Source organism: Streptomyces solitudinis (genome assembly GCF_036323765.1).
Classification (GTDB): Bacteria; Actinomycetota; Actinomycetes; order Streptomycetales; family Streptomycetaceae; genus Streptomyces.
Window position 1 is genome coordinate 319,598 of the sequence record NZ_JAZDCW010000004.1, and the last position, 25,002, is coordinate 344,599.

The following is a 25,002-nucleotide window of genomic DNA, read 5'->3' on the forward strand; positions in this document are numbered from 1 at the left end:
ACGGCAATCTCTGGAACGCCCCGCGGACGGCACCGGACGAGGGGTGGTGGCCGGTGCGGCCGGGGGTGCGGGCCGGGTGGGCTCCGGGCGGTGGTGCGGAACTGCCGGGAGGGGGGATCAGAGCGCCAGCAGGGCGCAGTCGGTACAGACGTAGCCGGGGGTCTGGTGTTCCACCGCCCCGGCGAGCGCGAGACCGGCGGCGAGCGCCTCGACCGGACGCGGCAGCAGCAGGTACGCCACGACGGTCACCGAGCCGTGCCGCACCTGCCCGGCCCACAGGTGCTCCAGCGGCAGGCCGTCGGCGGCGCAGACGCGGCGGACCGCCGCGACCAGGCCGTCGCGGAACATGACGGCGTCGGACGCCGTGGTGAACGTCATCCTGACCCCGAGCACGGCGCCGCTCAGCAGGCCGGGGGGCGGCGTCGGAGGGCCGTGCCGGGAGAAGGGCAGCGGGCGGAACGATCGGAGAAGGCGGAAAGAGAGGCGAAGGGCGGTGAATTCGGCCCGTGCCGAGCGTTCCGCTCATGCGGCGGTGGCCCGGAATCCGGGGCGGGCTGGACGACTGGGTGAAGCGTTTCACGCGGCCGGGATGCGCAGCGGTGCGGAACTGACGGCACGATGAAGCCTTTCTCTTCCGCCGGGGAGGGGAACGAATGCGAACCGTGAGCGGGGACGGTGATCCGGCCGGTATCGGTGAGAGGGGGAATCCGCCGGCCCGTCCAGCAGTAGAGCAGCCCGCCGGGAGACTGTCAGTCGTCGCGGCGGCTCAGTACCTGCCACGGCAGGTAACTGCCAGCCGCCAGACGGCGGCAAAGGCCGGGAAGACGCCCAGTGACCCGGGCCGGTGCGCGCGGCACCGGCACCGCGTACCCGCTGCGGGCCCGGAAGGGAGGCGGGGGCGCCGTCCACAGCCGGGCCGCGGGGCATCGCAGCGGGCCTGGACGGCGGGGCTCCGTGCCGCGGCGGGACGCAGCGCGGGCCGCACTCGCGGGAGCCACGAACCCACCTCAAGCCCGCGGGCAGAGGGTTACGCTTGGGTCGAACTCGTGTACACAGGGGAGCCGGGCCGGATCTGGAGCGTGCGCGAATGACGGATGCGCTGGGTGTGAACAAGTGGACGATTCTGGTTTACCGCGCCATGGCACTGCACCGCGACTGGGGCGTGGAAAAGGTCGCGGAGGACCTGGGAATCACCGCTCACCAGGTACGCGAATGCCTCGACGAACTCGCCGAAGCCTCCCTCATCCGCCCGTCCGGGGATTCCTTCGACGGCATGCTGCTCATCAATCCCTCGGTGGCGCTGGCACCTCAGCTCGCCGAACAGGAGACGGCGCTTGAGGAATTCCGGAAGAGCATCGCGCGCAACCGGCATCTCGTCGCCGAACTCACCTCCGTCTGGCAGTCCGCGCAGGAGACCCAGGGCATCGGCGTCCTGCTGAAGGGGCTGGACGCGGTGCGGGCGCGGCTGGCGGAGCTGTGCGAACAGGCCGAGACCGAACTGCTGTCGTTCATACCGGGCGGCGCGCAGAGCCGGCAGTCCCTGGAGTCCAGCCGCCCGCTCGACGAGCGGCACCTGGCGCGCGGCGTGCGGATGCGCACCGTCTACCTGACCAGCGTGCGCAGTGACCGGCCGACCCGCGAGTACGCCAGCTGGCTCCAGCGGGCGGGCGGCGAGGTACGGATCGCCCCGGTCCTGCCGCTGCGGATGCTGATCGTGGACCGCAGCACCGCCGTGGTGCCGCTCTCCCCCGACGACAGCCGGGAGGGGGCGCTGGTGCTGACCGCCCGCGGGGTGATCGCGGGGCTCACCGCGCTCTTCGACCGGGTGTGGGAGGACGCCGAGCGGCTGAGCGCGGAACCCGCCCACGAGCCGGGCCGGCTCACCGCGCAGGAAAGGGAACTGCTCCGGCTGCTGGCGGCCGGTCACACCGACGAGGTGGCCGCGCGCCACCTGGGCACCTCGGTGCGCACCGCGCGCCGGATGGTGGCCCGGCTGATGGAGCTCCTCAACGCCCACAGCCGGTTCGAGGCGGGGTACAAGGCCGCCCAGCGGCAGTGGCTCTGAGCCGTCCGGGGCCGGATGGCCACTTCGTGCAGTGGACGGGTGTTGCCACCCGTGACCACTGGGCAACCACCCGTACCCAAGGCAAGCTCGAAGAGCGGGCGAAGCCGCCCGTCCGGCCACCGGACACATGCGAGAACCGAGGAGTACCCGGAATGATCCCCCAGACCGTGATGCCGCGCCTGACCGCCCTGCTGCTGGCCGGGTCGGCCGCCCTCGGTGTGCATCTGGCAGCGAGTGGTCAGGGACCCGCCGGCGCTCCGGGCACCGTGACGGTGGTCGACAGCGCCGCCCCGGACGACAGCTGGGGCTGGGACTGACCGTCGCCCGCCCACGGACCGCCCGCCCCGCCGCCGCCCGGGAACGGAGCCGGGCGGGGCGGGGCGGACGGGGGGGCGGGGCGGCGTCCGGTGTCAGTCCTCGGGCAGCTCGACCGGGGCGATCGCGTCGTAGACGTCGCCGGGACCGGGGTTGGCGGCGTCCGTGGAGCCGCCGAGCTGGTGCATGACGCCCCAGACCGCGTTCAGCGCCGTCTGCACCGCGCCCTCGGCCCACCCGGCCGTCCAGGAGATGTCGTCGCCCGCGAGGAACAGGCCGCGCTTGTCACCGGGCAGCCGGTCCTGCACGAAGTGGGTGAACAGGCGGCGCTGGTAGCGGTAGTGGCCGGGCAGGTTCGCCTTGAACGCGCCCATGAAGTACGGCTCGTTCTCCCAGGAGACCGTCACCGGGCTGCCGGTGATGTGCCGCCGCACGTCCACCTTCGGGTAGATCTCCCTGAGCGACTTCAGCATGACCTCCATGCGCTCGTTCGCGTCCAGCGGCAGCCACTTGAGGCTGTCGTCGCACCAGGTGTAGGAGAGGCAGATGACGGCGGGCCGGTCCGGTCCGTTGTCGAGCAGGTAGGTGCCGCGCGTCATGCGGTCGGTGAGCGTCATGCTCATCACGTCGCGGCCCGTCTCCTCGTCGGTGTCCAGCCAGAACGGCCGGTCCACGGGCACGAAGAGCTTGGAGGACTCCATGTAGTGCGTGCGCTCGACGGCCGTCCAGTGGTCGATGGGCAGCAGCGAGTCGTCGCAGTCGATCTTCGACAGCAGCATCCAGGACTGGGCGGTGAAGACGGCCGCCCGGTAGGTGCGGATGTCCCCCGTCGCGTCCGTGACGGTGATGCGGTTGCCCGCCGTGCGGTGCAGCCGGGTGACGGCGGGCCGGTGCGCGCCGCCGTGCAGGGACTTCAGCGAGGTGCCCTGCGGCCAGTGGACCAGCTTCTCGGGCTGCCGCTCCCACAGCCGCAGCGGGAGCTGCTGGCTGCCGCCCACGATGCCGCGGTGGTCGTCGTCGGCACCGGTGTAGACGACGCGCAGGATCTCCAGGATGGAGTTGGGGAAGTCGGTGTCCCAGCCGCCGGTGCCGAAGCCGACCTGGCCGAAGATCTCCCGGTGCCGGAAGCTGCGGAACGCCTCCGAGTCGCACAGGAAGCCGTAGAAGGTCTGGTTGTCCAGCTTCTCGACGAGGTGCGACCAGATCTCCCGGATGCGCGGCACGTCGCGCTCGCGGATGGCGCGCTGCATGCCGGAGAACTCGGCGCCCTCCTCCAGGCAGGCGTTCCAGGCGTTCATCACCTGGTGGTACACCTCGGGGAGGTCGTCCAGGGTGCGCGCGTAGTGGCTCTGGCCCTTCAGGTCCACGACGGTGGACGGCGTGTCGGGCGCCAGCGGGTTCGGGAACGGCTTCGTGGACAGGCCGACGAGGTCCACGTAGTGCTGGAACGCGGTGGACGACGGCGGGAAGCGCATGGCGCCCATCTCGGCGGTGAGCGGCGCGCCGGTGCCGTCGTCGGAGCCCTCGAAGGCCGCGGTGCGCAGCCGCCCGCCGATCCGGTCGGCCTCGTAGACGACGGGCTTGAGCCCCATCTTCATCAGCTCGTAGGCCGTGACGAGGCCGGACAGGCCGCCGCCGATGACGGCCACCTCGGTGCCGTGCTCGGTCGCGGGCACCTGGCCGAGCCCGGCCGGATGGGCCAGGAAGTCGTCGTAGGCGAAGGGGAAGTCCGGGCCGAACATCGTGATGGGCGGCGTGGACTGGGCCTCGGCGTGCTGTTCGTCGTGGACGGCGGCGGGCACGGTGGAGGTCATCGGCGCGGGGCTCCTTGCGGGGACAGGGACGGGTACAGCTCGGGGCGGCGGTCGGCGAGGTAGGTGTTCTCGGCGCGGGAGGCGGCCAGGAGGCCCGGGTCCACATCCGCGACGACGAGGTCCTCGCCGGTGCCCGCGCGGGCGCGGACGGTGCCGTCGGGAGCGGCCAGGCAGCTCAGCCCGGCGAAGGTGAACGCGCCCTCGGTGCCGTGACGGTTGGCGTAGGCGATGTAGAGCTGGTTCTCCCAGGCCCGCACCGGCAGCACGGACTGCGGGACGAACTCGTAGGGGCGCATCAGCGCGGTCGGCGCGAGCAGCAGCTCGGTGCCCGCGAGGGCGTGCGCCCGCACGGGCTCGGGGAACTCGACGTCGTAGCAGATCAGCAGGCCCAGCCGGACGCCGTCGAGGTCGGCCTGCACGACGGGCTCCTCGCCGGGCGTGAAGCACGTCCTCTCGTAGGCGCCGAAGAGGTGCGTCTTGCGGTAGTCGGCCAGTGGCGCCCCGTCGGGGCCGGCCAGCCGCACGGCGTTGTACACCGCGTCGCCGTCGCGTTCGGGGTAACCGTAGAGGACGGCGAGGCCGTGCTCGGCGGCGATCTGCGAGACGGCCTCGGCGAAGGGCCCGTCGGCGGGTTCGGCCACCTCGCGGACGGCCGCTCCCAGCGCGTAGCCGGTCAGCGACAGCTCCGGGGTGACCAGGAGCCGCGCCCCGGCGTCCGCCGCGCGGCGGGCGGCCCGCGCGAGCGCGGCGACCCCGTCCCCGGGGGCGGCGGGGATGCCGCCGGGGCCTTGGTACAGCGCGGTGCGCAGCGTCATGGGACCTCGTGGACTCGTCAAGGGCGTGCGGGGGCCCGGTGGCGGCCGACCGGGACACATCGACGGTACGTGCGCCCGCGCACGGCGGACAAGACGCCTTCCTTGCGCAGGTGAGAGCGTTTCGTTGCGTGGTGACGGACCTCGGCGGCGATTCGTTGCACGTCCCCGCTCTCCGGCACGCGGGGGCCGTACCGCGGGGCGGCGCCCCCGGTGTCCGCAGCGACCCGGCGGTGCCCGGGCCGTGAGCCGGCGGTGCCCCCGCGGGCGGACCGGCAGCGCCCGGGCAGGCTCGCTCGGGCCCGCGGACCGGCAGCGCCTAGGCCGGTGAACCGGCAGCGCCTAGGCCGGTGAACCGGCCGAGTAGCGACGCACCAGCGGCGACAGCACCAGCACCGACTTCGTCCGCTCCACGAACGGCTCCCCCGCGATGCGCTCCAGCACGCGTTCGAAGTGGCGCATGTCGGAGGCGAAGACCTGCACGACGGCGTCCGCGTCACCGGTGACCGTCGACGCGGAGGCCACCTCGGGGTAGCGGGACAGGCCCCGGCGGATGTCCTCGGGAGAGGTGTTGTGCCGGCAGTACATCTCGATGAACCCCTCCGTCTCCCAGCCGAGCGCCGCCGGGTCCACCCGCACGGTGAATCCGGTGATGGCCCCGGCGGCGCGCAGCCGGTCGACACGGCGCTTGACGGCCGGGGCGGAGAGTCCCACCTCGGCGCCGATGTCGGCGTACGAGCGGCGGGCGTCGGCGGCGAGGGCGTGGACGATGCGTTCGTCGAGTTCGTTCAGTCGCACTGCGGGTCGTTCACTTCTTCGCGGTCTCGGTGGCCAGGCGGGAGCGGCGCTGCCCGTAGAGGAAGTAGAACACGAGCCCCGCGGCCATCCAGAGCCCGAAGACCAGCCAGGTGACGCCCGGCAGGTTCAGCATGTTGTAGACGCAGAAGCCGAGGCCGAGCAGCGGCAGGAGGGGCGAGAGGGGGACGCGGAAGCCGCGCGGCATGTCGGGACGGGTGCGGCGCAGCACGACGACCGCGACGTTGACCAGGCCGAAGGCGAACAGCGTGCCGATGCTGGTGGCGTCGGCGAGCTGCCCCAGCGGCACGGCGGCCGCCAGCACCCCGCAGAAGGCGGCGACGATCACGGTGTTGGCGCGCGGCGTGCCGGTGCGCGGGTGCACCGTGGAGAACACCCGGGGCACCAGGCCGTCGCGGGACATGGCGAACAGGATGCGGGTCTGGCCGTAGAGCACGGCCAGGATGACGCTGGCGATGGCGACCACGGCCCCGGCGGCGAGGAGCACCGCCCAGACGTCCTGGCCGGTGACGTCGCGCAGGACGCCGGCGAGCGCCGCCTCGGAGCCCTCGAACCGCCGCCAGTCCACCGCGCCGACGGCGACGGCGGCCACCAGCACGTACAGGGCGGTCACGACGAGCAGGGACAGCATGATGGCGCGCGGCAGGTCGCGCTGCGGGTTCTTCGCCTCCTCGCCCGCGGTGGAGGCGGCGTCGAAGCCGATGTAGGAGAAGAACAGCGAGGCCCCGGCCGCGCTCACGCCCGCCAGGCCCAGCGGCATGAAGGGCGTGTAGTTGCCCGCGCGGACACCGGTGAGGGCGACGGCGCAGAACAGGAGCAGGGCGCCGATCTTCACGGCGACCATGACGGTGTTGGCCCGGGCGCTCTCCCTCGCGCCGCCGAGCAGGAACGCCATGGCCGACAGCACGACGAGCAGGGCGGGCAAGTTGAAGACGCCGCCGTGGCCGGGCGGGGCGGAGAGGGCGTCGGGGAGGGTGGCGCCGACCGTACCGTCCAGCAGTTCGTTCAGGTACTCGCCCCAGCCGACGGCGACGGCCGCGACGGAGACGCCGTACTCCAGGATCAGGCACAGCCCGCACACCCAGGCGACGAGTTCGCCGAGCGTGGCGTAGGTGTAGGTGTAGGAGGAGCCGGAGGCCGGGATGGTGCCCGCCAGCTCCGCGTAGGACAGGGCGGAGAACAGGGCGGTGAGCCCCGCGATCACGAACGAGAGCGTGACGGCTGGACCGGCTTCCGGAACGGCCTCGCCGAGGACGACGAAGATGCCCGTACCCAGCGTGGCGCCGACGCTGATCATGGTGAGCTGCCCCATGGACAGCGTCCGGCGCAGGCTCCCGCCGCCGCCGTGGCCGCTTTCGGCGAGCAGCCGCTCCACGGGCTTGCGCCGCAGGAACCGGGGACCGGCCGGGGCGGCCGGCGCCGGGGTCGCGGGGTCCGGGTCCGGCACGGGGTGACTCCTTCGCCCTTGCTGAGGTCCGCCGGTGCGTGCGCGCCCCCTCAGCAGATTCTTGGGGCGGCGGCGCGGGGAGGCAAATCCGCGGGGCCCGGCGCCGCCCGCGCGTCCCGCACCACGGCGCCGGACCGCGCACACCGGCGCGCCCGGCGCCCGGTGTGCACGGCCCGACGGCGGGCGGGCGGGCGGTTCAGGTCCAGCTCGCGTGCAGCGCCTTGCCCTCGGCGTACCCGGCGGCGCTCTGCACACCGACGACGGCCCGCTCGGCGAACTCCTCCAGCGACGCCGCGCCCGCGTACGTGCACGAGGAGCGGACCCCGGCGATGATCGAGTCGATGAGGTCCTCCACGCCCGGCCGGGCCGGGTCCAGGAACATCCGCGAGTGCGAGATGCCCTCCTCGAACAGGCCCTTGCGCGCCCGGTCGTAGGCGGACTCCTCGGACGTCCGGTTGCGCACGGCGCGGGCCGATGCCATGCCGAACGACTCCTTGTACAGCCGCCCGTCGGCCGACTGCTGGAGATCACCCGGCGACTCGTACGTACCGGCGAACCAGGAGCCGATCATGACGTTGGACGCCCCCGCGGCCAGCGCCATGGCGACGTCGCGCGGGTGCCGCACGCCGCCGTCGGCCCACACGTGCTTGCCCAGTTCGCGGGCGGCCGCGGCGCACTCCAGCACGGCGGAGAACTGCGGCCGGCCGACGCCCGTCATCATCCGGGTGGTGCACATGGCGCCGGGACCGACGCCGACCTTGACGATGTCGGCGCCCGCCGCGATCAGGTCGCGCACGCCGTCGGCGGCGACGACGTTGCCCGCGACGACCGGCACCTGCGGGTTCAGCGCGCGGACGGCCCGCAGCGCGTCCAGCATGCCCTCCTGGTGACCGTGGGCGGTGTCCACGACGAGGGTGTCCACCCCGGCCGCCAGCAGCGTCTCCGCGCGGCCGGCCACGTCGCCGTTGATGCCGACGGCGGCGGCGACGCGCAGCCGTCCCGCGGCGTCGGTCGCCGGGGTGTAGAGGGTGGCGCGCAGGGCGCCCTTGCGGGTCACGATGCCCACGAGCCGCCCGTCGGCGTCCACGGCGGGGGCGAGCCTGCGGTGGGCCGCGTCGAGCCGGTTGAACGCCTCGCGCGGGTCGGTGGCGGCGTCCAGGAGCAGCAGGTCGCGCGACATGACCTGGCTCAGCTGCGTGAAGCGGTCCACGCCAGTGAGGTCGGACTCGGTGACCACGCCCACCGGCCGCCCGTCCCGCACCACGACGCCCGCGCCGTGCGCCCGCTTGGGGAGCAGCGACAGGGCGTCGGCGACGGTGGCGTTCGGGGCGAGCACGATCGGGGTGTCCAGCACGAGGTGCCGCTGCTTGACCCAGGCGGTCACCTCGGTCACCACGTCGAGCGGGATGTCCTGCGGGATCACGACGAGCCCGCCCCGGCGGGCGACGGTCTCGGCCATCCGGCGGCCCGCGATGGCCGTCATGTTGGCGACGACGAGCGGGATGGTGGTGCCCGTGCCGTCCGGGCTGCTCAGGTCCACGCCCTGCCGGGAGCCGACCGCCGAACGGCTCGGCACCATGAAGACGTCGTCGTACGTCAGGTCGTACGGGGGCCGCTGGTCGTTGAGGAATCGCACGTGCAGATCATCCAGTCGTTCGGAGGAGGCCCCGGGCCCGCTTCGGCCGGGGGAAGACGCACGTACTTCAGTCTCCCACGGGCCGCGGGCGGCGCGCCCACGGACGATCCTCCACAGCCGCCGCCCGCGCCTGGTGGGAAGCTACGAGTGCCGCGTCGCCCAGGTGGCCGGGCCGGTGTCGGCGGGAGGCGGCGGCGCGGGGCCGTCCCCCGGGGCGGACCGGCGCCGCAGGTCCAGCAGCCGCCGCACCGCGGGCTCCGTCCAGCGCGCGGCGAGCGGGCCCACGATGACCAGGAGCAGCACGTAGGCGGTCGCCACCGGACGCAGCCCCGGCTGGGCCCCGGCGGCGAGCCCGGCGATGACGATGGAGAACTCCCCGCGCGCCACGAGCGCGCCGCCCGCCCGTAGTCGTCCCTTCGTGCCGATGCCGGCCCGCCGGGCCGCGTACCAGCCGGTGACGATCTTCGTGACCAGGGAGGCGGCGGCCAGCAGCAGCGCGGGCACGAGGACCGGCGGGATGTCGGCGGGCACGGTCGACAGGCCGAAGAAGACGAAGAAGACGGCGGCGAACAGGTCCCGCAGCGGTGTCAGGAGCGCGCGGGCGCTGTGCGCGACCTCCCCGGAGATCGCGATGCCGACGAGGAAGGCGCCGACCGCCGCGGACACCTGGAGCCGCTGGGCGACCCCGGCGACGAGCAGGGTCAGCCCGAGCACCACGAGCAGCAGCAGCTCCGGGTTGTCCGAGGACACCGCGCGGCTGATGATCCGGCCGTGCCGCAGCGCGACGTACAGCACGACCCCGGCCGTGCCCAGCGCGATGGCCAGCGTCACCCCGGCGCCCGCCAGGCCGACGCCCGCCAGCAGCGCCGTCAGCAGCGGCAGGTAGACGGCCATGGCGAGGTCCTCCATGACCAGCACGCCCAGGATCACCGGCGTCTCCCGGTTGCCCAGGCGGCCCAGTTCGGTCAGGACCTTGGCGATGACGCCGGAGGACGAGATCCAGGTGATGCCCGCCAGCGCGATGATGCCGACGGGGCCCCAGCCCAGCGCCCATCCGGCGAGCGCGCCCGGGGTGGCGTTGAGCACGAAGTCCACGATGCCGGAGGGGTACTGGGTGCGCAGGTTGGTGACCAGCTCGGAGGCGCTGTACTCCAGCCCGAGCATGAGCAGCAGGAGGATGACGCCGATCTCGGCGCCGACCTCGATGAAGTCCTCGCTGGTGCTGAGCGGGATCAGCCCGCCGTGCCCGAAGGCCAGGCCGCACAGCAGGTACAGCGGGATGGGGGACATACCGACGCGCCCGGCCAGGCGGCCGACCAGGCCGAGCCCGAGGATGACGGCACCCAGCTCGATCAGCAGGACGGTGGTGTGGTGCACGCTCAGCCCCCGGCGACGAGCTCGTCGAGGGCGGTGACACCCTCGCGGGTGCCGACCGCGAGGAGCACGTCACCGGCCTCCAGGCGGAAGTCGGGGCGCGGGGAGGGCACCGCGCCGGTGCGGCGCAGCACGGCCACGATGGAGGCGCCGGTGCGCCGGCGGGCCTGGGTGTCGCCGAGCAGCCGCCCCCGGTAGGGGGAGCGCGGGCCGACGGTGATCCGTTCGCTGACGAGGTCCAGTTCGAGTTCGCCGTGGTGCAGGTGGTGCGCGGGGTCGGAATCGGTCCTGATCAGCTCGGCCAGCGCGGTGGCCTCCTCCGGCTCCAGCGGGACCGTGGCCTGGCAGGCGTCGGGGTCGTCGGGCCGGTAGAAGCCGATGAAGCGCCGGCCGTCCTGGTGCACGACGACGGAGACGCGCCTCCCGGCGCGGGTGTGCATGTCGTACTGGGTGCCGACGCCGGGCAGCGGCGTGCGTCGCATGGTCATGGCTTCTCCGCTGGGACGGGCGGGCCGGGCGGCCTGGCAGCGGCCATGATAGGCCGGTCACCGCCGCACGGGGCCCCGGCGCCCCGCGGCCCGGGGCGCTACGCCTCGTCGGGGTCGGCGCGGTCCAGGGCGGGGCGCAGCACCGGACGCGGGTCCCGCAGGAGCTGGTCGGCGGCGGCGGTGTCGGTGACCAGGCTGGTGACGAGCCCCGAACGCAGCACCGCGCCGATGGCGGCGGCCTTGCGCCGCCCGCCGGCGATGGCGACCACCTCGGCCACGCGCCGCAGCCGTGCGGCCTCGACGGTGATGCAGCGTTCGCCCAGGTCCCGGCCGATGCGCCGCCCGTCCGCGTCGAAGAGGTGGGCTGACATCTCGGCGGCCACCCCGAGTGAGGCGTAGTGGGCGCGTTCCCGCTCGCCGAGCATGTCGTGCACGGTGGAGATGCCCGGCTCCCACGAACCGATGGACACGGCGGCGACGGTCACCTTGTCGAAGTACTCGAAGGCGGCGGCGATGCCCGTCTGGTGGCGCAGGGCGGCGGCCGTGGCCGGGTCGGGCAGGAGCATCGGCGCGTAGATGGGGTGCGCCTGTCCCCCGGCCACCTCGGCGGCCCGCCGCACGGCCTCGACCGATCCCCGGTCGGCGGTGCCCGCGTCGTACACGCCGGTGAGCTGCACGACGGTGCACGGCGGCAGCCCGCGCAGGGCGGTGGCCATGTGGATGGTGGAGCGGCCCCAGGCGAGCCCGAGCACGTCCCCCTCGGTGACCAGTTCACCGAGCAGGTCGGCGGCGACCTCGCCGAGGTTCTCCGGGTCGGCGGTCAGCTCGGACGCCTCGGTGACGTCGGGCGGGGACTCGGCGACGACCGCGTGCCGCAGACCGTAGCGGGCGCGCAGCGCGTCGGAGCGTTCGGCGTCCAGCTCGGCCGGCACCCGGATCTCGATGCGGACCAGGTCGTGCTCCAGCGCCGTCTCCAGCACCCGGGCCACCTTGAAGCGGCTCACGCCGAACTCGTCCGCGATCTGGATCTTGGACTTGCCCTCCAGGTAGAACCGCCGCGCCATCGCCGCGGCCTGCATCAGTTCGGCGGGCCCCATCCTCGTCGCTGCCCGACCCGTCGACACCGCAACTCACCTCACTGTCCGCCTGACTCACGCCTTCGCGCCGCGTCTTCATCCTCGCAGATCGAGCGGTCCTCCCGGCCCGTTGCATGCACGGCGCACCGACCGGCGCCCCCGCCCCCGGGCGGCGTCCCGCCGGGCGGGACGCCGCCGGGCGGGACGCCGCCCGGCTCAGTGCGCGCAGCCGCGCCCCGCGGCCTCCTGCGCCTGACGGCGCAGGGCGCGCACGGCGGCGGCCGGGTCGTCGGCCCCGTACACCGCCGAGCCCGCTACGAAGACGTCGGCACCCGCCTCGGCGCACCGTTCGATGGTGTCGGCCGAGACGCCGCCGTCGACCTGGAGCCACAGGTCCAGGCCGTGCCGGTCGATGAGCTGCCGGGTGCGGCGGATCTTGGGCAGCATGATGTCCAGGAACGCCTGGCCGCCGAAGCCGGGCTCGACGGTCATGACGAGGAGCATGTCCAGCTCCGGCAGCAGGTCCTCGTACGGCTCGATGGGCGTCGCGGGCTTGAGCGCCAACGCGGCGCGCGCGTCCTTCGCGCGGATCTCCCGGGCCAGGCGCACCGGGGCGGCGGCCGCCTCGGCGTGGAAGGTGACCGACCCGGCCCCGGCCTCCACGTACTGCGGCGCCCAGCGGTCCGGGTCCTCGATCATGAGATGGCAGTCCAGCGGGGTTCCGGTGGCCCTGCCGAGCGCCTCCACGACCGGGAGGCCGAGGGTCAGGTTCGGGACGAAGTGGCTGTCCATGACGTCCACGTGGAGCCAGTCGGCGCCCTCGACCGCCGTGGCCTCATCGGCCAGGCGCGCGAAGTCGGCGGACAGGATACTGGGGTTGATCTGCACCATGGCCCCAGTATGTCGGTGCGCGCACGGCACGTGCGCGGCCGGGTGGCTCAGGAGCCCTTGCGCAGCAGCGCCAGGTACATGGCGTCGGTGCCGTGCCGGTGCGGCCAGAGCTGGACGTCCGGGCCCTCGCCCAGTTCCGGGACTCCGGGCAGCAGCGGACGCGCGTCGATCCACTCGGCGCCTCCGCCCTCCGGGCCGCGCAGCACGTCCGCGACGACGGCCCGGGTCTCGGCCGCGTGCGGCGAGCACGTCGCGTAGCCGACGACGCCGCCGGGGCGGGCGGCGCGCAGGGCGCCCTCCAGCAGGGCGCGCTGGAGCGGCGCGAAGCCGTCCAGGTCCTCCGGGCGGCGGCGCCAGCGGGCCTCGGGGCGGCGGCGCAGGGCGCCGAGGCCGGTGCAGGGCACGTCCACCAGGACGCGGTCGAAGGTGCCGGGACGCCACGCCGGGCGGGTGCCGTCGGCGGTGACCACCTGGTACGGGCCCGGGTTGCCGGCCAGCGTGCGGGCCACGAGACGGGCCCGGTGGGGCTGCTTCTCGGCGGCCACCAGCGCGGCGCCGCGCCCGGCGGCCAGCGCGCCCAGCAGGGCCGCCTTGCCGCCGGGGCCCGCGCAGCCGTCCAGCCAGCGGGCGTCGGGGCCCTCAAGCGGCGCCGCCGCGAGGGCCAGCGCGACGAGCTGGCTGCCCTCGTCCTGCACCCCGGCCCGTCCCTCGCGCACGGCGTCCAGCGCCCCGGGCTCGCCGCCCTCGCTCAGCCGGGCGGCGTAGGGCGACCAGCGCCCGGGGACGGCCTTCTGCCCCTCCTGCTCCAGCAGTTCGGCGACGGTGGCCCGGCCCGGACGGGCGACGAGGGTGACCTCGGGGCGTTCGTTGTCGGCGGCCAGCAGCTCCTCGATGCCCGCGCGGTCGCCGCCCAGCGCGTCCCACAGGGCGGTGACGACCCAGCGCGGGTGGGCGTGCACCAGGGACAGGTGCTCGACCGGGTCGTCCTCGAAGGGCGGGGCGACGCGCGCGAGCCAGCCCTCCCAGTCCCGGGCGGCGACCTTGCGCAGCACGGCGTTGACGAACTTCGCCCGTCCGTCGCCGAGCACCGAGCGGGCCAGCTCCACGCTGGCGCTCACCGCCGCGTGCGGCGGGATGCGGGTGCCCAGCAGCTGGTGGGCGCCGAGGGAGAGCACGTCGAGCACCGGCGGGTCCACCTCGCGCAGCGGACGGTCCACGCAGGCGGCGATGACGGCGTCGTAGGTGCCCTGGCGGCGCAGCGTCCCGTAGACCAGCTCGGTGGCCAGCGCCGCGTCGCGGGCGTCGAAGCCGCCGCTGTCGCGGGCGCGCCGGATGAGCGGCGGCAGGACGAGGTTGGCGTAGGCGTCCCGTTCGTCGACCGCCCGCAGCGCCTCGAAGGCGAGGTGGCGCACCGGGTCCCTGCGGGGACGGCGGCGGGGCTGCTGGCGCGGGCGGCGGGGGGACGGGTCGGTCACGTGAAGGTGCTCCGGGACTGGGACGGGAAGTACGACGGGGGCCGGGCCTGGGGCGGCGGCGGGCGAGGTGCGGCGCGGAAGGCGGAAGCGGCCAGCTTACGCGGCGCGGGCGGCTTGGTGCGGCGGCCGGGCGCGCGGCCGGGTCCGGCTCAGGCGTCCGGGCCGGGCGCGGAGGCGCCCAGGTGCTCACCGTCGGTGATGCGCACGCCGCGGGCCCAGTCGGCGGCCTGCATCGGCTTCCTGCCCTGCGGCTGCACCCAGCGCAGCTCGACGGCGTGCGAGCCGGTGCCCACGTGCACCGCCCGCTTCCCGGCCCGCAGCGCGCCGGGCGCCAGTCCGGTGACGTCGGGGGCGGGGACCGCCTGCACCAGCTTCAGCCGCTCGCCGCGGAAGACCGTCCAGGCCCCGGGCGCGGGGGCGCAGCCGCGCACCACCCGGTCCACGCGCAGGGCGGGCGCCGACCAGTCGACGCGGGCGTCCTCCACGGTGATCTTCGGGGCGTGACTGACGCCCTCGGCGGGCTGGGCGACGGCCTGGAGGGTGCCGTCCTCGATGCCGTCCATGGTGGCCGCGAGCAGCCCGGAGCCCGCGAAGGCGAGCCGGGTGAGCAGGTCGCCGCTGGTGTCGGTGGGCCGGACCTCCTCGGTGACGACGCCGAACACCGGGCCGGTGTCGAGCCCCTCCTCGATGCGGAACGTCGAGGCGCCGGTCACCTCGTCCCCGGCGAGGACGGCGTGCTGCACCGGGGCCGCGCCGCGCCAGGCGGGCAGCAGCGAGAAGTGCAGGTTGACCCAGCCGTGCGCGGGGATGTCCAGCACCGAGACGGGCAGCAGCGCGCCGTAGGCGACGACGGGGCAGCAGTCCGGGGCGATCTCCCGCAGCCGGGCCTGGAAAGCGGCGTCGCGCGGACTGTGCGGGCGCAGGACCTCGATGCCCGCCTCCGCGGCCCGCTCGGCCACCGGGCTGGCGACCAGCCGCCGCCCGCGTCCCGCCGGCGCGTCCGGCCGGGTGACGACCGCCGCCACCTCGTGCCGGTCCGCGGCGATCAGGGCGTCCAGGGCGGGCACGGCGACCTCGGGGGTGCCGGCGAAGACGAGCTTCATCGGTGCGGTTACCACCTCTCCGGGCTGGGCCCGAGACGGGACGTGACGCTGCGGGGCGCGCCGGGCGTCGTGGCGTCGCGCCGGCGGGCGGCGCATCAGTCTACGGTCCGTCACGGGACCTCGCCGCAGGGGGCGTGCCGGGCGGCGCGCGCCGCGGCGGCCCACTCGCGCGCCCCGGGGCGTGACCACAGCACCGGTACGGCGTTGGTCAAGGCGATGTGACCGTAGGGGGCGCTGAGCGGCCGGTTGTTCAGCGGTCCTCTTCCACGCCGGTTCGAGAGGCTTGTCCATGGCCGACCATGCCACCCACGACGCCCAGGCACGTGCCAGCCTGCACCTGCTGGTGCGGGACATCGAGCGGGTCCGCCGGCAGGTGGACGCGCTGCGCACCCTCACCGCCCAGCTCGGGAACGTCTACCGGCCGCGCCGCACCGGCCCCTCGGCGGGCTTCATCGTGTACGGCAGGGCGCCGGCGCCCACCGTGCGCCTCGCCCAGGAGCTGCGCGAGAGCGTGGAGAGCCTGGTCACGGCGGCGGTGGAGTTCGACCGCTCGCTGGGCTTCTCCTGGGACGCGGTGGGCTCGGCCCTCGGGGTGACGAAGCAGGCCGTGCACCGCCGGTACGGCGGTTCCCGCCGGGCGGGGGCCGAGCTGCCGGGCGAGCCGGGCCCCGGCGAGACCGCCCCCACGGTCCCCGCGGCCCGCACCGCGCCCGTCCAGGGCGCCCCGCCGGCGCCGCGCCCGAGCGCGCTGCCCGGTCCGCGCGGCGGCTGAACACGACGGCCGGGCACGATGGCCGGCGCGGCGGGTGAGCACGGCCGCGCCCCCTCAGCCCAGGTCGGCCGGGTCGACGCGGACGCGCACCGGCGGGCCCTCGCGCCGGGCGAGCCGGGCGGCCTGCGCCGTCTTCAGGGCCGCCGCCAGTGCCGCCCCGCTGCCGGGCGGCACCCGGAGCAGGGCGCGTTCCCAGCGCTCCCCCGGCGGCGGGCCGCCGGTGCGCCGCGGGCTGCCGCGCTCGGGGACGGGAAGCGGCACCGGCCCCAGCACCTCGGCGTCCGGCGGCAGTGCGGCGGCCGCCAGGAAGGCGGCGACGGCCTCGGGCGGACCGCTGACGTCCGCCATCCGGGAGACCGGCGGATACCCCAGTTCGGCCCGGTCGGCCAGTTCCCGCGCGGCGTGACCCTCCGGGTCCCAGCGGACGAGGGCCTGCACGGGGCGCAGGGTGGGCTCGGCGACGGCGACCACGGTGCCGCCCGCCGTGTGCGGCCGCACCAGCGCGGCGGCGGCCAGCCAGCGGCGCAGCGCCTCCTCCTCGGCCCGCAGGTCGGGGCGGCCCAGCAGGGCCCAGCCGTCGAGCAGCAGCGCCGCCGCGTAGCCCGGCCCCTCGGCCACCGGCTCGGCGCCCGGCGTGCTGACGATCAGGGCGGGGCGGTCGGGGACGGTGCCGAGCACGTGGTCCCGTCCCGAGGTGCGCACGGGCACGCCCTGGAACGCCCGGCCCAGCTCCTCGGCGGTGCGCCGGGCGCCGACGACGCTGGCCCGCAGCCGCGCTCCGGCGCAGGCCGGGCACCGCCAGTGCGGGGCGGCCTGCCCGCACCAGCCGCAGCTGACCTCCCGTCCCGCTCCCGGTGCCGTGAGGGGGCCGTGGCAGCGGGCGCATCGGGCGGGCTCGCGGCAGCGCTCGCAGGCCAGCCGGGGCACGTAGCCGCGGCGCGGGACCTGGACGAGCACCGGGCCGTGCCGCAGCGCGTCGCGGGCGGCCTGCCAGGCGAGGCTGGGCAGCCGGGCGCTGCGGGCAGCGGCGTCCCTGACCTCGTCCAGGTCCCCGACGGTCCGCACGAGGGGGGCCGCCGCCCGGACGGTCTCCCGGGCGGCGGTCACCGGCCGGGCCCATTCCGTCTCCACCAGCCGGGCGCCCTCGGCCGTGCGGGTGTGCCCGCCCATCAGCAGCGCGGCCCGCTCCCGCGCGGCGCGCAGCAGCAGGACCTCCCGGGCGTGCGGCTGGGGGGCGTGGTCGTCGCGGTGGGCGGCGTCCCCGTCGTCCCACAGGGCGACGAGGCCGAGGTCGTGGACGGGGGCGAACATCGCCGCCCGGGTGCCGACCACGGCCCGGACGGTGCCGCGGCTGACGGCCAGCCAGCGGCGGTAGCGCGCCTCGGGCCCGGCGTCGGCGGTGAGCAGGACGTGGTGGCCGCCGCCCAGCAACGCGGTGAGCGCGGCGTCCACCCGGGCGGCGGACCGTCCGTCGGGCAGCACGGCCAGCGCCCCCCGCCCGGCGGCGAGGGCGGCGGCCATCGCCACGGCCAGTTCGCCGGGCCAGCCGGGGCCCGGCAGCGCCGTCCACACCGCCCGCGGCGCCGCACCGCCACCGAGCGCCCGCAGGAAGCCGGGACCCTCGGGGTACCGCGCCCACCCGCCCGGCTCCGGGGCTCCGGGGCGCGGCGGCGGCGCGGCGGCGGCCGCCTTCTCGGCCCTCGCCATTCGGGGCGGCACGGCGAGCTGGACGACGTCGGCGAGCGCGCCCGCGTAGCGGTCGGCCACGGCGCGGCACAGCTCCAGCAGCGCCGGGGTGAGGACGGGCTCGGGCGAGAGGACCTGCGCGAGCGGCGCGAGCGTGCCGGGGAAGTCGCTCTCGGCACGCCGCTCGACGACGAACCCGGTGACGAGCCGCCCGCCCTCCCGGCGGCCCTCCCGCTCCCCCGCGCCGAACCGCACCCGCACCCGCACCCCGGGCCGGGCCTCCTCGTCCATGGCGGCCGGTACGGCGTAGTCGAAGTACCGGTCGAGGTGGACGAGGCCCTTGGCGACCAGCACCCGGGCGACGGGGCGCTGTTCGGCGAGCGGCGCGCCGCGCCACGTCCGCGGCCGCGCCCGCCGCGCACCGCCCTGGCGCACGGCCTCCCGGATCAGCGCGAGCTGCTCCCCCGGCGGCCCGCCGCCGGCCGCGCCCGCACCGTCACCGTCGCCCCTGCTCACCCCCCAAGTCCTACCAGAACCCGCCGACACCCCCGTCCGAAAACCCCCTCCCGACAGCGCGCCACCCGCACCGGTTGACGCGCCGGGAGCCGGCGGAACCGTTGCTGGCCGGCCGGCGGCGGGTGAGGAGGCCGGGGCGGGCGGGGATCCGGAGGCGGGGTGAGGGGCGCCGGGGCGGGCGGGGCGGGGAAGGCCCGGCCCGCCACCGGCGGCGGGGCGGGTGCGGTCAGGCGCCCGCGGCGGCGCGGAGGGCGTCGGTGCGGTCGGTGCGCTCCCAGGTGAAGTCGGGCAGCTCGCGGCCGAAGTGGCCGTAGGCCGCCGTCTGGGCGTAGATCGGCCGCAGCAGCTCCAGGTCGCGGATGATCGCGGCCGGACGGAGGTCGAACACCTCGGTGATGGCCTGCTCGATCCGGGGCACGTCCACGGTGGCGGTGCCGAAGGTCTCCACGAACAGGCCGACGGGCTCGGCCTTGCCGATGGCGTAGGCGACCTGGACCTCGCAGCGGGCGGCGAGGCCCGCGGCGACCACGTTCTTGGCGACCCAGCGCATCGCGTAGGCGGCCGAGCGGTCGACCTTGGAGGGGTCCTTGCCGGAGAAGGCACCGCCGCCGTGGCGGGCCATGCCGCCGTAGGTGTCGATGATGATCTTCCGGCCGGTGAGCCCGGCGTCGCCCATGGGGCCGCCGATCTCGAAGCGGCCGGTGGGGTTGACCAGCAGGCGGTAGCCGTCGGTGTCCAGCTTGATGCCGTCCTCGACGAGCTGGCGCAGCACGTGGTCGACGACGAACTCGCGGATGTCCGGTGCCAGCAGGGAGTCCAGGTCGATGTCGGAGGCGTGCTGGGAGGAGACCACGATGGTGTCCAGGCGCACCGCCTTGTCCCCGTCGTACTCGATGGTGACCTGGGTCTTGCCGTCGGGGCGCAGGTAGGGGATGGTCCCGTTCTTGCGCACCTCGGTCAGCCGCCGGGAGAGCCGGTGCGCCAGCGTGATGGGCAGCGGCATCAGCTCGGGCGTCTCGTCGCAGGCGTAGCCGAACATCAGGCCCTGGTCGCCCGCGCCCTGCCGGTCGAGCTCGTCCTCGTCGCCCTCCACCCGCTGCTCGTACGCCTCGTCCACGCCCTGCGCGATGTCGGGCGACTGCGCTCCGATCGAGACGGACACGCCGCAGGAGGCTCCGTCGAAGCCCTTCTTGGAGGAGTCGTAGCCGATCTCCAGGACCTTGTCGCGCACGAGCGTGGCGATGTCGGCGTACGCCTTCGTCGTGACCTCGCCGGCGACGTGCACCTGGCCGGTGGTGATAAGCGTCTCGACCGCCACGCGGGAGGCGGGGTCCTCGCGCAGCAGGGCGTCGAGGATGGTGTCGCTGATCTGGTCGGCGATCTTGTCGGGGTGACCTTCGGTCACAGATTCCGAGGTGAACAGGCGGCGGGACACATCGCTCCCAAGGGTTGCAGCGGCTGCTGGCTGATCGTTGGCGGGCCGGTCGGAAGGCTGCGCTCCGAGCGGGTCCGGTGACAGTTTATCCGCAGGCACTCCTGTACTGGTCAAGGTGTCTCACACACCGGCGCCCGGCAGGGTGCGGACGACCAGGTCCCAGACGGTGTCGGCGAGCGCTTCCTTCGGGCCGTGCGGGACGTGGGTCTCGCTGCCGTCCGCGCCGAGCACCACGGCCTCGTTGTCCGGTGAGCCGAAGGTCCGCTGTTCGCCGACCTCGTTGACGACGAGCAGGTCGCAGCCCTTGCGGGCCAGCTTGGCGCGGCCGGCCGCCAGGACGTCGTCCGTCTCGGCGGCGAAGCCGACGACGACCTGCCCCGGCCTCGCCCGCTCGGCGGACAGCTCGGCGAGGATGTCGGGGTTGCGGACGAGGGCGACGGGGCCCGGCTCCTGCCCGTCCCGCTTCTTGATCTTGCCGGTGGCGTAGTGGGCGGGGCGGAAGTCGGCGACGGCGGCGGCCATGACGACGGCGTCCGCGTCCTTCGCCGCGGTGCGGACGGCCTCGCGCAGCTCCCGCGCGGTCCCGGCGGTGATGACGGTCACGCCCGCCGGGTCCGGCAGGGCCGTGTTCGCGGCGACGAGGGTGACGCGGGCGCCCCGGGCGGCGGCCGTGGCGGCCAGCGCGTAGCCCTGCCGGCCCGAGGAGCGGTTGCCCAGGAAGCGCACGGGGTCCAGCGGCTCGCGGGTGCCGCCCGCGCTGACGACGACGTGCCGCCCGGTCAGGTCGGGCGCCATTCCGGCGGCGCCGCGGGCGAGGGCGCGGCGGCAGGTGGCGAAGATCTCCCCCGGGTCCGGCAGGCGGCCCTTCCCGGTGTCGGCCCCGGTCAGCCTGCCGACGGCGGGTTCGATGACGACGGCGCCGCGGGCCCGCAGGGTGGCGACGTTCTCCCGGGTGGCGGGGTGCTCCCACATCTCGGTGTGCATGGCGGGCGCGAAGACCACCGGGCAGCGGGCGGTGAGGAGCGTGTTGGTGAGCAGGTCGTCGGCGAGGCCGTGGGCGGCCTTGGCGAGCAGGTCGGCGGTGGCGGGGGCCACGACGACGAGGTCGGCCTCCCGGCCGATGCGCACGTGCGGGACCTCGTGCACGCTCTCCCACACCCGCGTGGTCACCGGGCGGCCGGACAGCGCCGCCCAGGTGGCCTCGCCGACGAAGTGGAGCGCCGAGGCGGTCGGCACCACGTGCACGTCGTGGTCCGACTCGGTGAGGCGGCGCAACAGCTCGCACGCCTTGTAGGCGGCGATGCCGCCGCTCACTCCGAGGACCACCGTGGGCTTGTCCATCGCTCGCCTTCCTGCCGTGGGCCGCTCTCTGTGCCGTGGGTCGCGTGGTCCGGCGCCGGCCGGGTCCGCCGCGTCGCAGGGCGCCGCGCGACGCCCTGCCCCGGGCGCGGTCCGTGCGGACGCGCCCGGGGATATGACACACCACGGGCCCGGCAGCGCGGCTGCCGGGCCCGTGGTGCGGTGGTGTCGCCGTGCGGGGCCGCGCCTGTCGCGCGCGGCACCGTGGGGAGCCACGGCCGCGGTGCCTACTGCGGCGGGGCCTCGACGGCCTCGGAGGTCAGCAGGCCCGCGTTGATCTCGCGGAGTGCGATCGACAGCGGCTTCTCGTGGACGTGGGTGTCCACCAGCGGCCCGACGTACTCCAGGAGGCCCTCGCCGAGCTGCGAGTAGTACGCGTTGATCTGACGGGCGCGCTTGGCGGCGTAGATCACCAGGCTGTACTTCGAGTCGGTGGCCTCAAGCAGCTCATCAATCGGGGGATTGATGATGCCCTCGGGCGTAGCGATGGAAGAGGACACGCTCTGCCTTCCGGAGGGTGGAATAGACGTTCGGATGGTCGTTCGGGCAGGAAAAGGAGCCCCAGGCCATCAGAGCAAGGCTAGCAGTTCCGCCGCGACGTCCTCGACGGAGGTGTTGACGAGGGTGGTGTCGAACTCCGACTCGGCCGCCAGCTCGGTGCGGGCCGCGGCCAGCCGACGTTCGATGACCTCGGGGGCCTCGGTACCGCGCCCGGTGAGGCGGCGCACCAGCTCGTCCCAGCCCGGCGGGGCGAGGAAGACGAGCTGCGCCTCGGGCATGGAGGCGCGCACCAGCCGGGCGCCCTGGAGGTCGATCTCCAGCAGCACCGGCTCACCGGCCTCCAGCTTCTCCAGGACCGCCCGGCGCGGGGTTCCGTAGCGGTTGCCCGCGAACTCCGCCCACTCCAGCAGTTCCCCGTTGGCGACGAGCTTGTCGAACTCCTCGTCGTCGACGAAGAAGTAGTGCACGCCGTGCCGCTCCCCGGGGCGCGGTCTGCGGGTCGTGGCGGAGACGGAGAGCCAGACCTCGGGGTGGGCCTTGCGCAGATGCGCGACGACCGTGCTCTTGCCGACCCCCGAGGGGCCGGAGAGCACGGTCAGCCGCGGGTGTCTGTCCGGGAGTGCCGGGGTTGCCCCCCGGGAGACAGGAGTAGTCATGCAGTGATTATCCCGGTTTCCACAGCGCGTGCGGGCGCGGGTACCTCCACGGTGGCACCTCCGCGTCCCGCGGCGCCCGCACCGGTGGCCGCCGGATCAGCCGGCGCTGCCGAACTCGCGCTCCAGGGCCGCGATCTGGTTGGAGCCGAGACCGCGGACGCGGCGGCTCTCGGAGATGCCGAGCCGTTCCATGATCTGCCGCGCGCGGACCTTGCCCACGCCGGGGAGCGACTCCAGGAGCGCGCTGACCTTCATCTTGCCGATGACTTCGTTCTTCTGGCCCTGCTCGATCACGTCGTGGAGGGATGCGCCGGAGTGCTTGAGCCGGTTCTTGACCTCGGCGCGCTCCCGGCGAGCCGCGGCGGCCTTCTCAAGCGCGGCTGCGCGCTGTTCAGGGGTAAGGGGCGGAAGAGCCACGCCTTCGTCACCTCGGATGTCGAACTGGTCGGATAAGGAACGCTGAGGAACCTAGTAGCCCCGCCGTGTGCGGGGCAACGAGCAACGCGCCTGTTCACGCCGCTCTGCTCGGAGACTAGCGGCCCGCGCCCGCAGAGTCAGCGAGAACAGCGGAAAAGTCCTGGTCAGACTCAAGCTGAACAGGACTTTTCCGGACAATACTGAGCAGTAGTCGGTCCCGGGCGGACGGTTTCGCCCAGAGCTAACCCAGAACGGCCGCCAGCTCCTGCGCCTGGACGTGCGCCGCCTCCCGCAGCGCGCGGGGTCCGGGGCCGTGCCGCAGGATGCCGCGGCTGACGCTCGGCACCACGTCGCGCACCGCCGCGCCGAAGACCCGCGGCAGGTCCGCGGCGCTCGCCCCCTGGGCTCCGAGCCCCGGCGCGAGGAGCGGGCCGCCGATGGCCAGGTCCGCGTCCGCCTCGCCCAGCGTGGCGCCCACGACCGCGCCGAAGGAGCCGAGCGGCTCCTGCCCCGCGTTCTCCCGGGCGAGGTGGTCCAGCACCACCTGGGCCAGGGTGCGCCCGTCCGGCACGGTGGCGCGCTGCACCTCGGGGCCCTCGGGGTTGGAGGTGAGGGCGAGGACGAACACCCCCGAACCGCAGGCGCGGGCGGCGTCCAGCGCGGGCCGCAGGGAGCCGAACCCGAGGTAGGGGCTCACGGTGACGGCGTCGGAGAACAGCGGACCGGCCGGGTCCAGGTAGGCGGCGGCGTAGGCGCCCATCGTGGAGCCGATGTCACCGCGCTTGGCGTCCATGAGGACCAGCGCCCCGGCTGCGCGGGCGTCGGCCACCGCCCGCTCCAGGACGGCGACGCCGCGCGAGCCGAACCGCTCGAAGAAGGCGGACTGCGGCTTGAGGACGGCGACCCGGTCGGCGAGCGCGTCCACCACGGTGCGGGTGAAGCGTTCGAGCCCGGCCACGTCGTCGGCGAGGCCCCAGGAACCGAGCAGCGCCGCGTGCGGGTCGATGCCGACGCACAGCGGGCCGCGCGTGTCCATGGCGCGGCGCAGCCGGGCGCCGAACGGCTCGGCGGGCGGTACCGGGCCCGCGGCGGGCGGCGTGGGGGCGGGAGGCGTGCTCATGCTGCGGCGTCCGCCTTGCGGGTGTCGGCGCCGACGGCGTCGGCGAGGGTGGCGTAGGGGCTGGCGGCCAGGTGGGCGGCCAGGCCGCGGTGGACCCGGCGCGCCCACAGCGGCCCCTCGTAGACGAAGGCGCTGTAACCCTGGACGAGCGTGGCACCGGCCAGGATGCGCTCCCAGGCGTCCTCGGCGCTCTCCACGCCGCCCACGCCCACCAGTGTCAGCCGGTCGCCGACGCGGGCGTACAGGCGGCGCAGCACCTCCAGGGAGCGCTGCCGCAGGGGGGCGCCGGACAGGCCGCCGCCCTCGCCGGTGAGGGCGGCGTCCGCACGCAGGCCGAGGCCCTCGCGGGCGATGGTGGTGTTGGTGGCGATGATGCCGTCCAGGGCGAGTTCCACGGCGAGGTCGGCGACGGCGTCCACGTCGGCGTCCGCGAGGTCCGGCGCGATCTTGACCAGGAGGGGTACGTGGCGGCCGGGCACCGCCCGGTCGGCGGCCGCCCGCACGGCGGCCAGCAGCGGGCGCAGCTGCTCGGCGGCCTGGAGGTTCCGCAGCCCCGGGGTGTTGGGCGAGGAGACGTTGACGACGAGGTAGTCCGCGTGCGGAGCCAGCCGTTCCGCGGAGGTGACGTAGTCGGCGACGGCCTCCTCCTCGGGGACCGCCTTCGTCTTGCCGATGTTGACCCCGACCACCGCGCGGAAGGGCGGGCGTCCCGCGGCGCGGGCGGCGAGCCGGCCGGCGACGGCGGCCGAGCCCTCGTTGTTGAAGCCCATGCGGTTGATCAGCGCCCGGTCCGCCACCAGGCGGAACAGCCGCCGCGGCGGGTTGCCCGGCTGCGGCCGGGCCGTGACGGTGCCGATCTCCACGTGATCGAAGCCGAGCATCGTCAGGCCGTCGATGCCGACGGCGTTCTTGTCGAACCCGGCGGCGAGTCCGAACGGTCCGTGCATGCGTCGGCCGAGCGCCTCGACGCGCAGCGCGGGGTCGCGGGGCGCGAGGAGGGCGGCGGCGAAGGTGCGCAGGACGGGGACGCGGGCCAGGGCGCGGATCCAGCCGAAGGCCAGGTGGTGGGCCCTCTCCGGGTCCAGCCGCCGGAGGAGGAGGTCGAAGAGCAGGCGGTACATGCCAGGGGTCGCCTTCCGCGGGTGCCGTGGGCGGGTGGGGGCACCGGCGCCGCACGACGCCCTGGGCGCCCCGGACGGGCCGGGCAGGACGGGAGGCGCGACGGTGC

23 protein-coding genes are annotated in these 25,002 nt (G+C 75.2%); 3 read left to right on the forward strand and 20 right to left on the reverse strand.

What is annotated here, in order from left to right; all coding sequences use genetic code 11:
- Positions 1-117 precede the first annotated feature (117 nt).
- Positions 118-378 (reverse strand): hypothetical protein, encoded by a 261-nt coding sequence (locus V1J52_RS12680; RefSeq protein WP_330139828.1) that lies wholly within the window; start codon positions 376-378, stop codon positions 118-120.
- Positions 379-1,087: 709 nt separating this feature from the next.
- Here V1J52_RS12680 and V1J52_RS12685 point away from each other — a divergent pair.
- Together V1J52_RS12685 and V1J52_RS12690 are read left to right on the forward strand one after the other, a co-directional pair.
- Positions 1,088-2,065 (forward strand): helix-turn-helix transcriptional regulator, encoded by a 978-nt coding sequence (locus tag V1J52_RS12685; RefSeq protein WP_330139829.1) that lies wholly within the window; start codon positions 1,088-1,090, stop codon positions 2,063-2,065.
- A gap of 152 nt (positions 2,066-2,217) precedes the next feature.
- Complete coding sequence (locus V1J52_RS12690) at positions 2,218-2,382, forward strand: hypothetical protein (protein WP_330139830.1); 165 nt, start codon at positions 2,218-2,220, stop codon at positions 2,380-2,382.
- 93 nt (positions 2,383-2,475) lie between these two features.
- On the opposite strand, the gene V1J52_RS12695 is transcribed toward V1J52_RS12690, so the two are convergent.
- From V1J52_RS12695 to fmt, 11 genes are all read right to left on the reverse strand, one after another.
- The gene (locus V1J52_RS12695) at positions 2,476-4,194 is read right to left on the reverse strand and encodes a flavin monoamine oxidase family protein (protein WP_330139831.1); all 1,719 of its coding nucleotides are present in this window, start codon (positions 4,192-4,194) and stop codon (positions 2,476-2,478) included.
- Positions 4,191-5,009, reverse strand: coding sequence for a carbon-nitrogen hydrolase family protein (locus V1J52_RS12700; RefSeq protein ID WP_330139832.1), 819 nt, complete (start codon positions 5,007-5,009; stop codon positions 4,191-4,193). The genes V1J52_RS12695 and V1J52_RS12700 overlap by 4 nt, the downstream gene beginning before the upstream one ends.
- 339 nt (positions 5,010-5,348) lie before the next feature.
- A complete protein-coding gene (locus V1J52_RS12705; RefSeq protein ID WP_330139833.1) occupies positions 5,349-5,804 on the reverse strand; it encodes an Lrp/AsnC family transcriptional regulator in 456 nt (151 codons plus the stop codon).
- A 10-nt stretch (positions 5,805-5,814) separates the two neighbouring features.
- Positions 5,815-7,269 carry an amino acid permease gene (locus V1J52_RS12710; RefSeq protein WP_330139834.1) on the reverse strand — a complete coding sequence of 485 codons (1,455 nt, stop codon included), beginning with the start codon at positions 7,267-7,269 and terminating at the stop codon, positions 5,815-5,817.
- A gap of 196 nt (positions 7,270-7,465) precedes the next feature.
- On the reverse strand, positions 7,466-8,905 hold the full coding sequence (locus tag V1J52_RS12715) for a GuaB1 family IMP dehydrogenase-related protein (RefSeq protein ID WP_330139835.1): 1,440 nt from the start codon (positions 8,903-8,905) through the stop codon (positions 7,466-7,468).
- Between the two features lie 141 nt (positions 8,906-9,046).
- Positions 9,047-10,282, reverse strand: coding sequence for a cation:proton antiporter (locus tag V1J52_RS12720; protein WP_330139836.1), 1,236 nt, complete (start codon positions 10,280-10,282; stop codon positions 9,047-9,049).
- A 2-nt stretch (positions 10,283-10,284) separates the two neighbouring features.
- Positions 10,285-10,767, reverse strand: a complete 483-nt coding sequence (locus tag V1J52_RS12725; protein ID WP_330139837.1) for a cation:proton antiporter regulatory subunit — start codon at positions 10,765-10,767, stop codon at positions 10,285-10,287.
- A gap of 98 nt (positions 10,768-10,865) precedes the next feature.
- Entirely contained in the window at positions 10,866-11,891 is a 1,026-nt protein-coding gene (locus V1J52_RS12730; RefSeq protein ID WP_330139838.1) for a sugar-binding transcriptional regulator, read from the reverse strand.
- A gap of 168 nt (positions 11,892-12,059) precedes the next feature.
- Positions 12,060-12,734: a ribulose-phosphate 3-epimerase gene (gene rpe, locus V1J52_RS12735; RefSeq protein ID WP_330139839.1), complete on the reverse strand. Its 675-nt coding sequence runs from the start codon at positions 12,732-12,734 to the stop codon at positions 12,060-12,062.
- 47 nt (positions 12,735-12,781) lie between these two features.
- On the reverse strand, positions 12,782-14,209 hold the full coding sequence (locus V1J52_RS12740; protein WP_330139840.1) for an RsmB/NOP family class I SAM-dependent RNA methyltransferase: 1,428 nt from the start codon (positions 14,207-14,209) through the stop codon (positions 12,782-12,784).
- 149 nt (positions 14,210-14,358) lie between these two features.
- The gene (gene fmt, locus V1J52_RS12745; protein WP_330139841.1) at positions 14,359-15,312 is read right to left on the reverse strand and encodes a methionyl-tRNA formyltransferase; all 954 of its coding nucleotides are present in this window, start codon (positions 15,310-15,312) and stop codon (positions 14,359-14,361) included.
- A 289-nt stretch (positions 15,313-15,601) separates the two neighbouring features.
- Here fmt and V1J52_RS12750 point away from each other — a divergent pair, with 289 nt between their 5' ends.
- On the forward strand, positions 15,602-16,084 hold the full coding sequence (locus tag V1J52_RS12750; protein ID WP_330139842.1) for a hypothetical protein: 483 nt from the start codon (positions 15,602-15,604) through the stop codon (positions 16,082-16,084).
- Between the two features lie 54 nt (positions 16,085-16,138).
- Here the strand turns inward: V1J52_RS12750 and V1J52_RS12755 are convergent, their stop codons facing one another.
- The 8 genes from V1J52_RS12755 to V1J52_RS12790 form a co-directional block, all read right to left on the reverse strand.
- On the reverse strand, positions 16,139-18,286 hold the full coding sequence (locus V1J52_RS12755) for a primosomal protein N' (RefSeq protein WP_330139843.1): 2,148 nt from the start codon (positions 18,284-18,286) through the stop codon (positions 16,139-16,141).
- A 226-nt stretch (positions 18,287-18,512) separates the two neighbouring features.
- A complete protein-coding gene (gene metK, locus V1J52_RS12760; protein WP_330139844.1) occupies positions 18,513-19,721 on the reverse strand; it encodes a methionine adenosyltransferase in 1,209 nt (402 codons plus the stop codon).
- 120 nt (positions 19,722-19,841) lie between these two features.
- Positions 19,842-21,062: a bifunctional phosphopantothenoylcysteine decarboxylase/phosphopantothenate--cysteine ligase CoaBC gene (coaBC, locus tag V1J52_RS12765; RefSeq protein WP_330139845.1), complete on the reverse strand. Its 1,221-nt coding sequence runs from the start codon at positions 21,060-21,062 to the stop codon at positions 19,842-19,844.
- A 245-nt stretch (positions 21,063-21,307) separates the two neighbouring features.
- A complete protein-coding gene (gene rpoZ, locus V1J52_RS12770; protein ID WP_330139846.1) occupies positions 21,308-21,580 on the reverse strand; it encodes a DNA-directed RNA polymerase subunit omega in 273 nt (90 codons plus the stop codon).
- A gap of 69 nt (positions 21,581-21,649) precedes the next feature.
- On the reverse strand, positions 21,650-22,237 hold the full coding sequence (gene gmk, locus V1J52_RS12775; protein WP_330139847.1) for a guanylate kinase: 588 nt from the start codon (positions 22,235-22,237) through the stop codon (positions 21,650-21,652).
- A 96-nt stretch (positions 22,238-22,333) separates the two neighbouring features.
- Entirely contained in the window at positions 22,334-22,654 is a 321-nt protein-coding gene (gene mihF, locus V1J52_RS12780; protein WP_330139848.1) for an integration host factor, actinobacterial type, read from the reverse strand.
- 241 nt (positions 22,655-22,895) lie between these two features.
- The gene (gene pyrF / locus V1J52_RS12785) at positions 22,896-23,774 is read right to left on the reverse strand and encodes an orotidine-5'-phosphate decarboxylase (protein WP_330139849.1); all 879 of its coding nucleotides are present in this window, start codon (positions 23,772-23,774) and stop codon (positions 22,896-22,898) included.
- Entirely contained in the window at positions 23,771-24,895 is a 1,125-nt protein-coding gene (locus V1J52_RS12790; RefSeq protein WP_330139850.1) for a quinone-dependent dihydroorotate dehydrogenase, read from the reverse strand. Before V1J52_RS12790 ends, pyrF begins: the two co-directional genes overlap by 4 nt.
- Positions 24,896-25,002: the final 107 nt, after the last annotated feature.

Coding starts and splice junctions, on each gene's coding strand:
- V1J52_RS12680 (WP_330139828.1), bottom strand. CDS start 378: ATGACGTTCACCACGGCGTCCGACGCCGTCATGTTCCGCGACGGCCTG.
- V1J52_RS12685 (WP_330139829.1), top strand. CDS start 1,088: ATGACGGATGCGCTGGGTGTGAACAAGTGGACGATTCTGGTTTACCGC.
- V1J52_RS12690 (WP_330139830.1), top strand. CDS start 2,218: ATGATCCCCCAGACCGTGATGCCGCGCCTGACCGCCCTGCTGCTGGCC.
- V1J52_RS12695 (WP_330139831.1), bottom strand. CDS start 4,194: ATGACCTCCACCGTGCCCGCCGCCGTCCACGACGAACAGCACGCCGAG.
- V1J52_RS12700 (WP_330139832.1), bottom strand. CDS start 5,009: ATGACGCTGCGCACCGCGCTGTACCAAGGCCCCGGCGGCATCCCCGCC.
- V1J52_RS12725 (WP_330139837.1), bottom strand. CDS start 10,767: ATGACCATGCGACGCACGCCGCTGCCCGGCGTCGGCACCCAGTACGAC.
- rpe (WP_330139839.1), bottom strand. CDS start 12,734: ATGGTGCAGATCAACCCCAGTATCCTGTCCGCCGACTTCGCGCGCCTG.
- fmt (WP_330139841.1), bottom strand. CDS start 15,312: ATGAAGCTCGTCTTCGCCGGCACCCCCGAGGTCGCCGTGCCCGCCCTG.
- V1J52_RS12750 (WP_330139842.1), top strand. CDS start 15,602: ATGGCCGACCATGCCACCCACGACGCCCAGGCACGTGCCAGCCTGCAC.
- coaBC (WP_330139845.1), bottom strand. CDS start 21,062: ATGGACAAGCCCACGGTGGTCCTCGGAGTGAGCGGCGGCATCGCCGCC.
- gmk (WP_330139847.1), bottom strand. CDS start 22,237: ATGACTACTCCTGTCTCCCGGGGGGCAACCCCGGCACTCCCGGACAGA.
- pyrF (WP_330139849.1), bottom strand. CDS start 23,774: ATGAGCACGCCTCCCGCCCCCACGCCGCCCGCCGCGGGCCCGGTACCG.
- V1J52_RS12790 (WP_330139850.1), bottom strand. CDS start 24,895: ATGTACCGCCTGCTCTTCGACCTCCTCCTCCGGCGGCTGGACCCGGAG.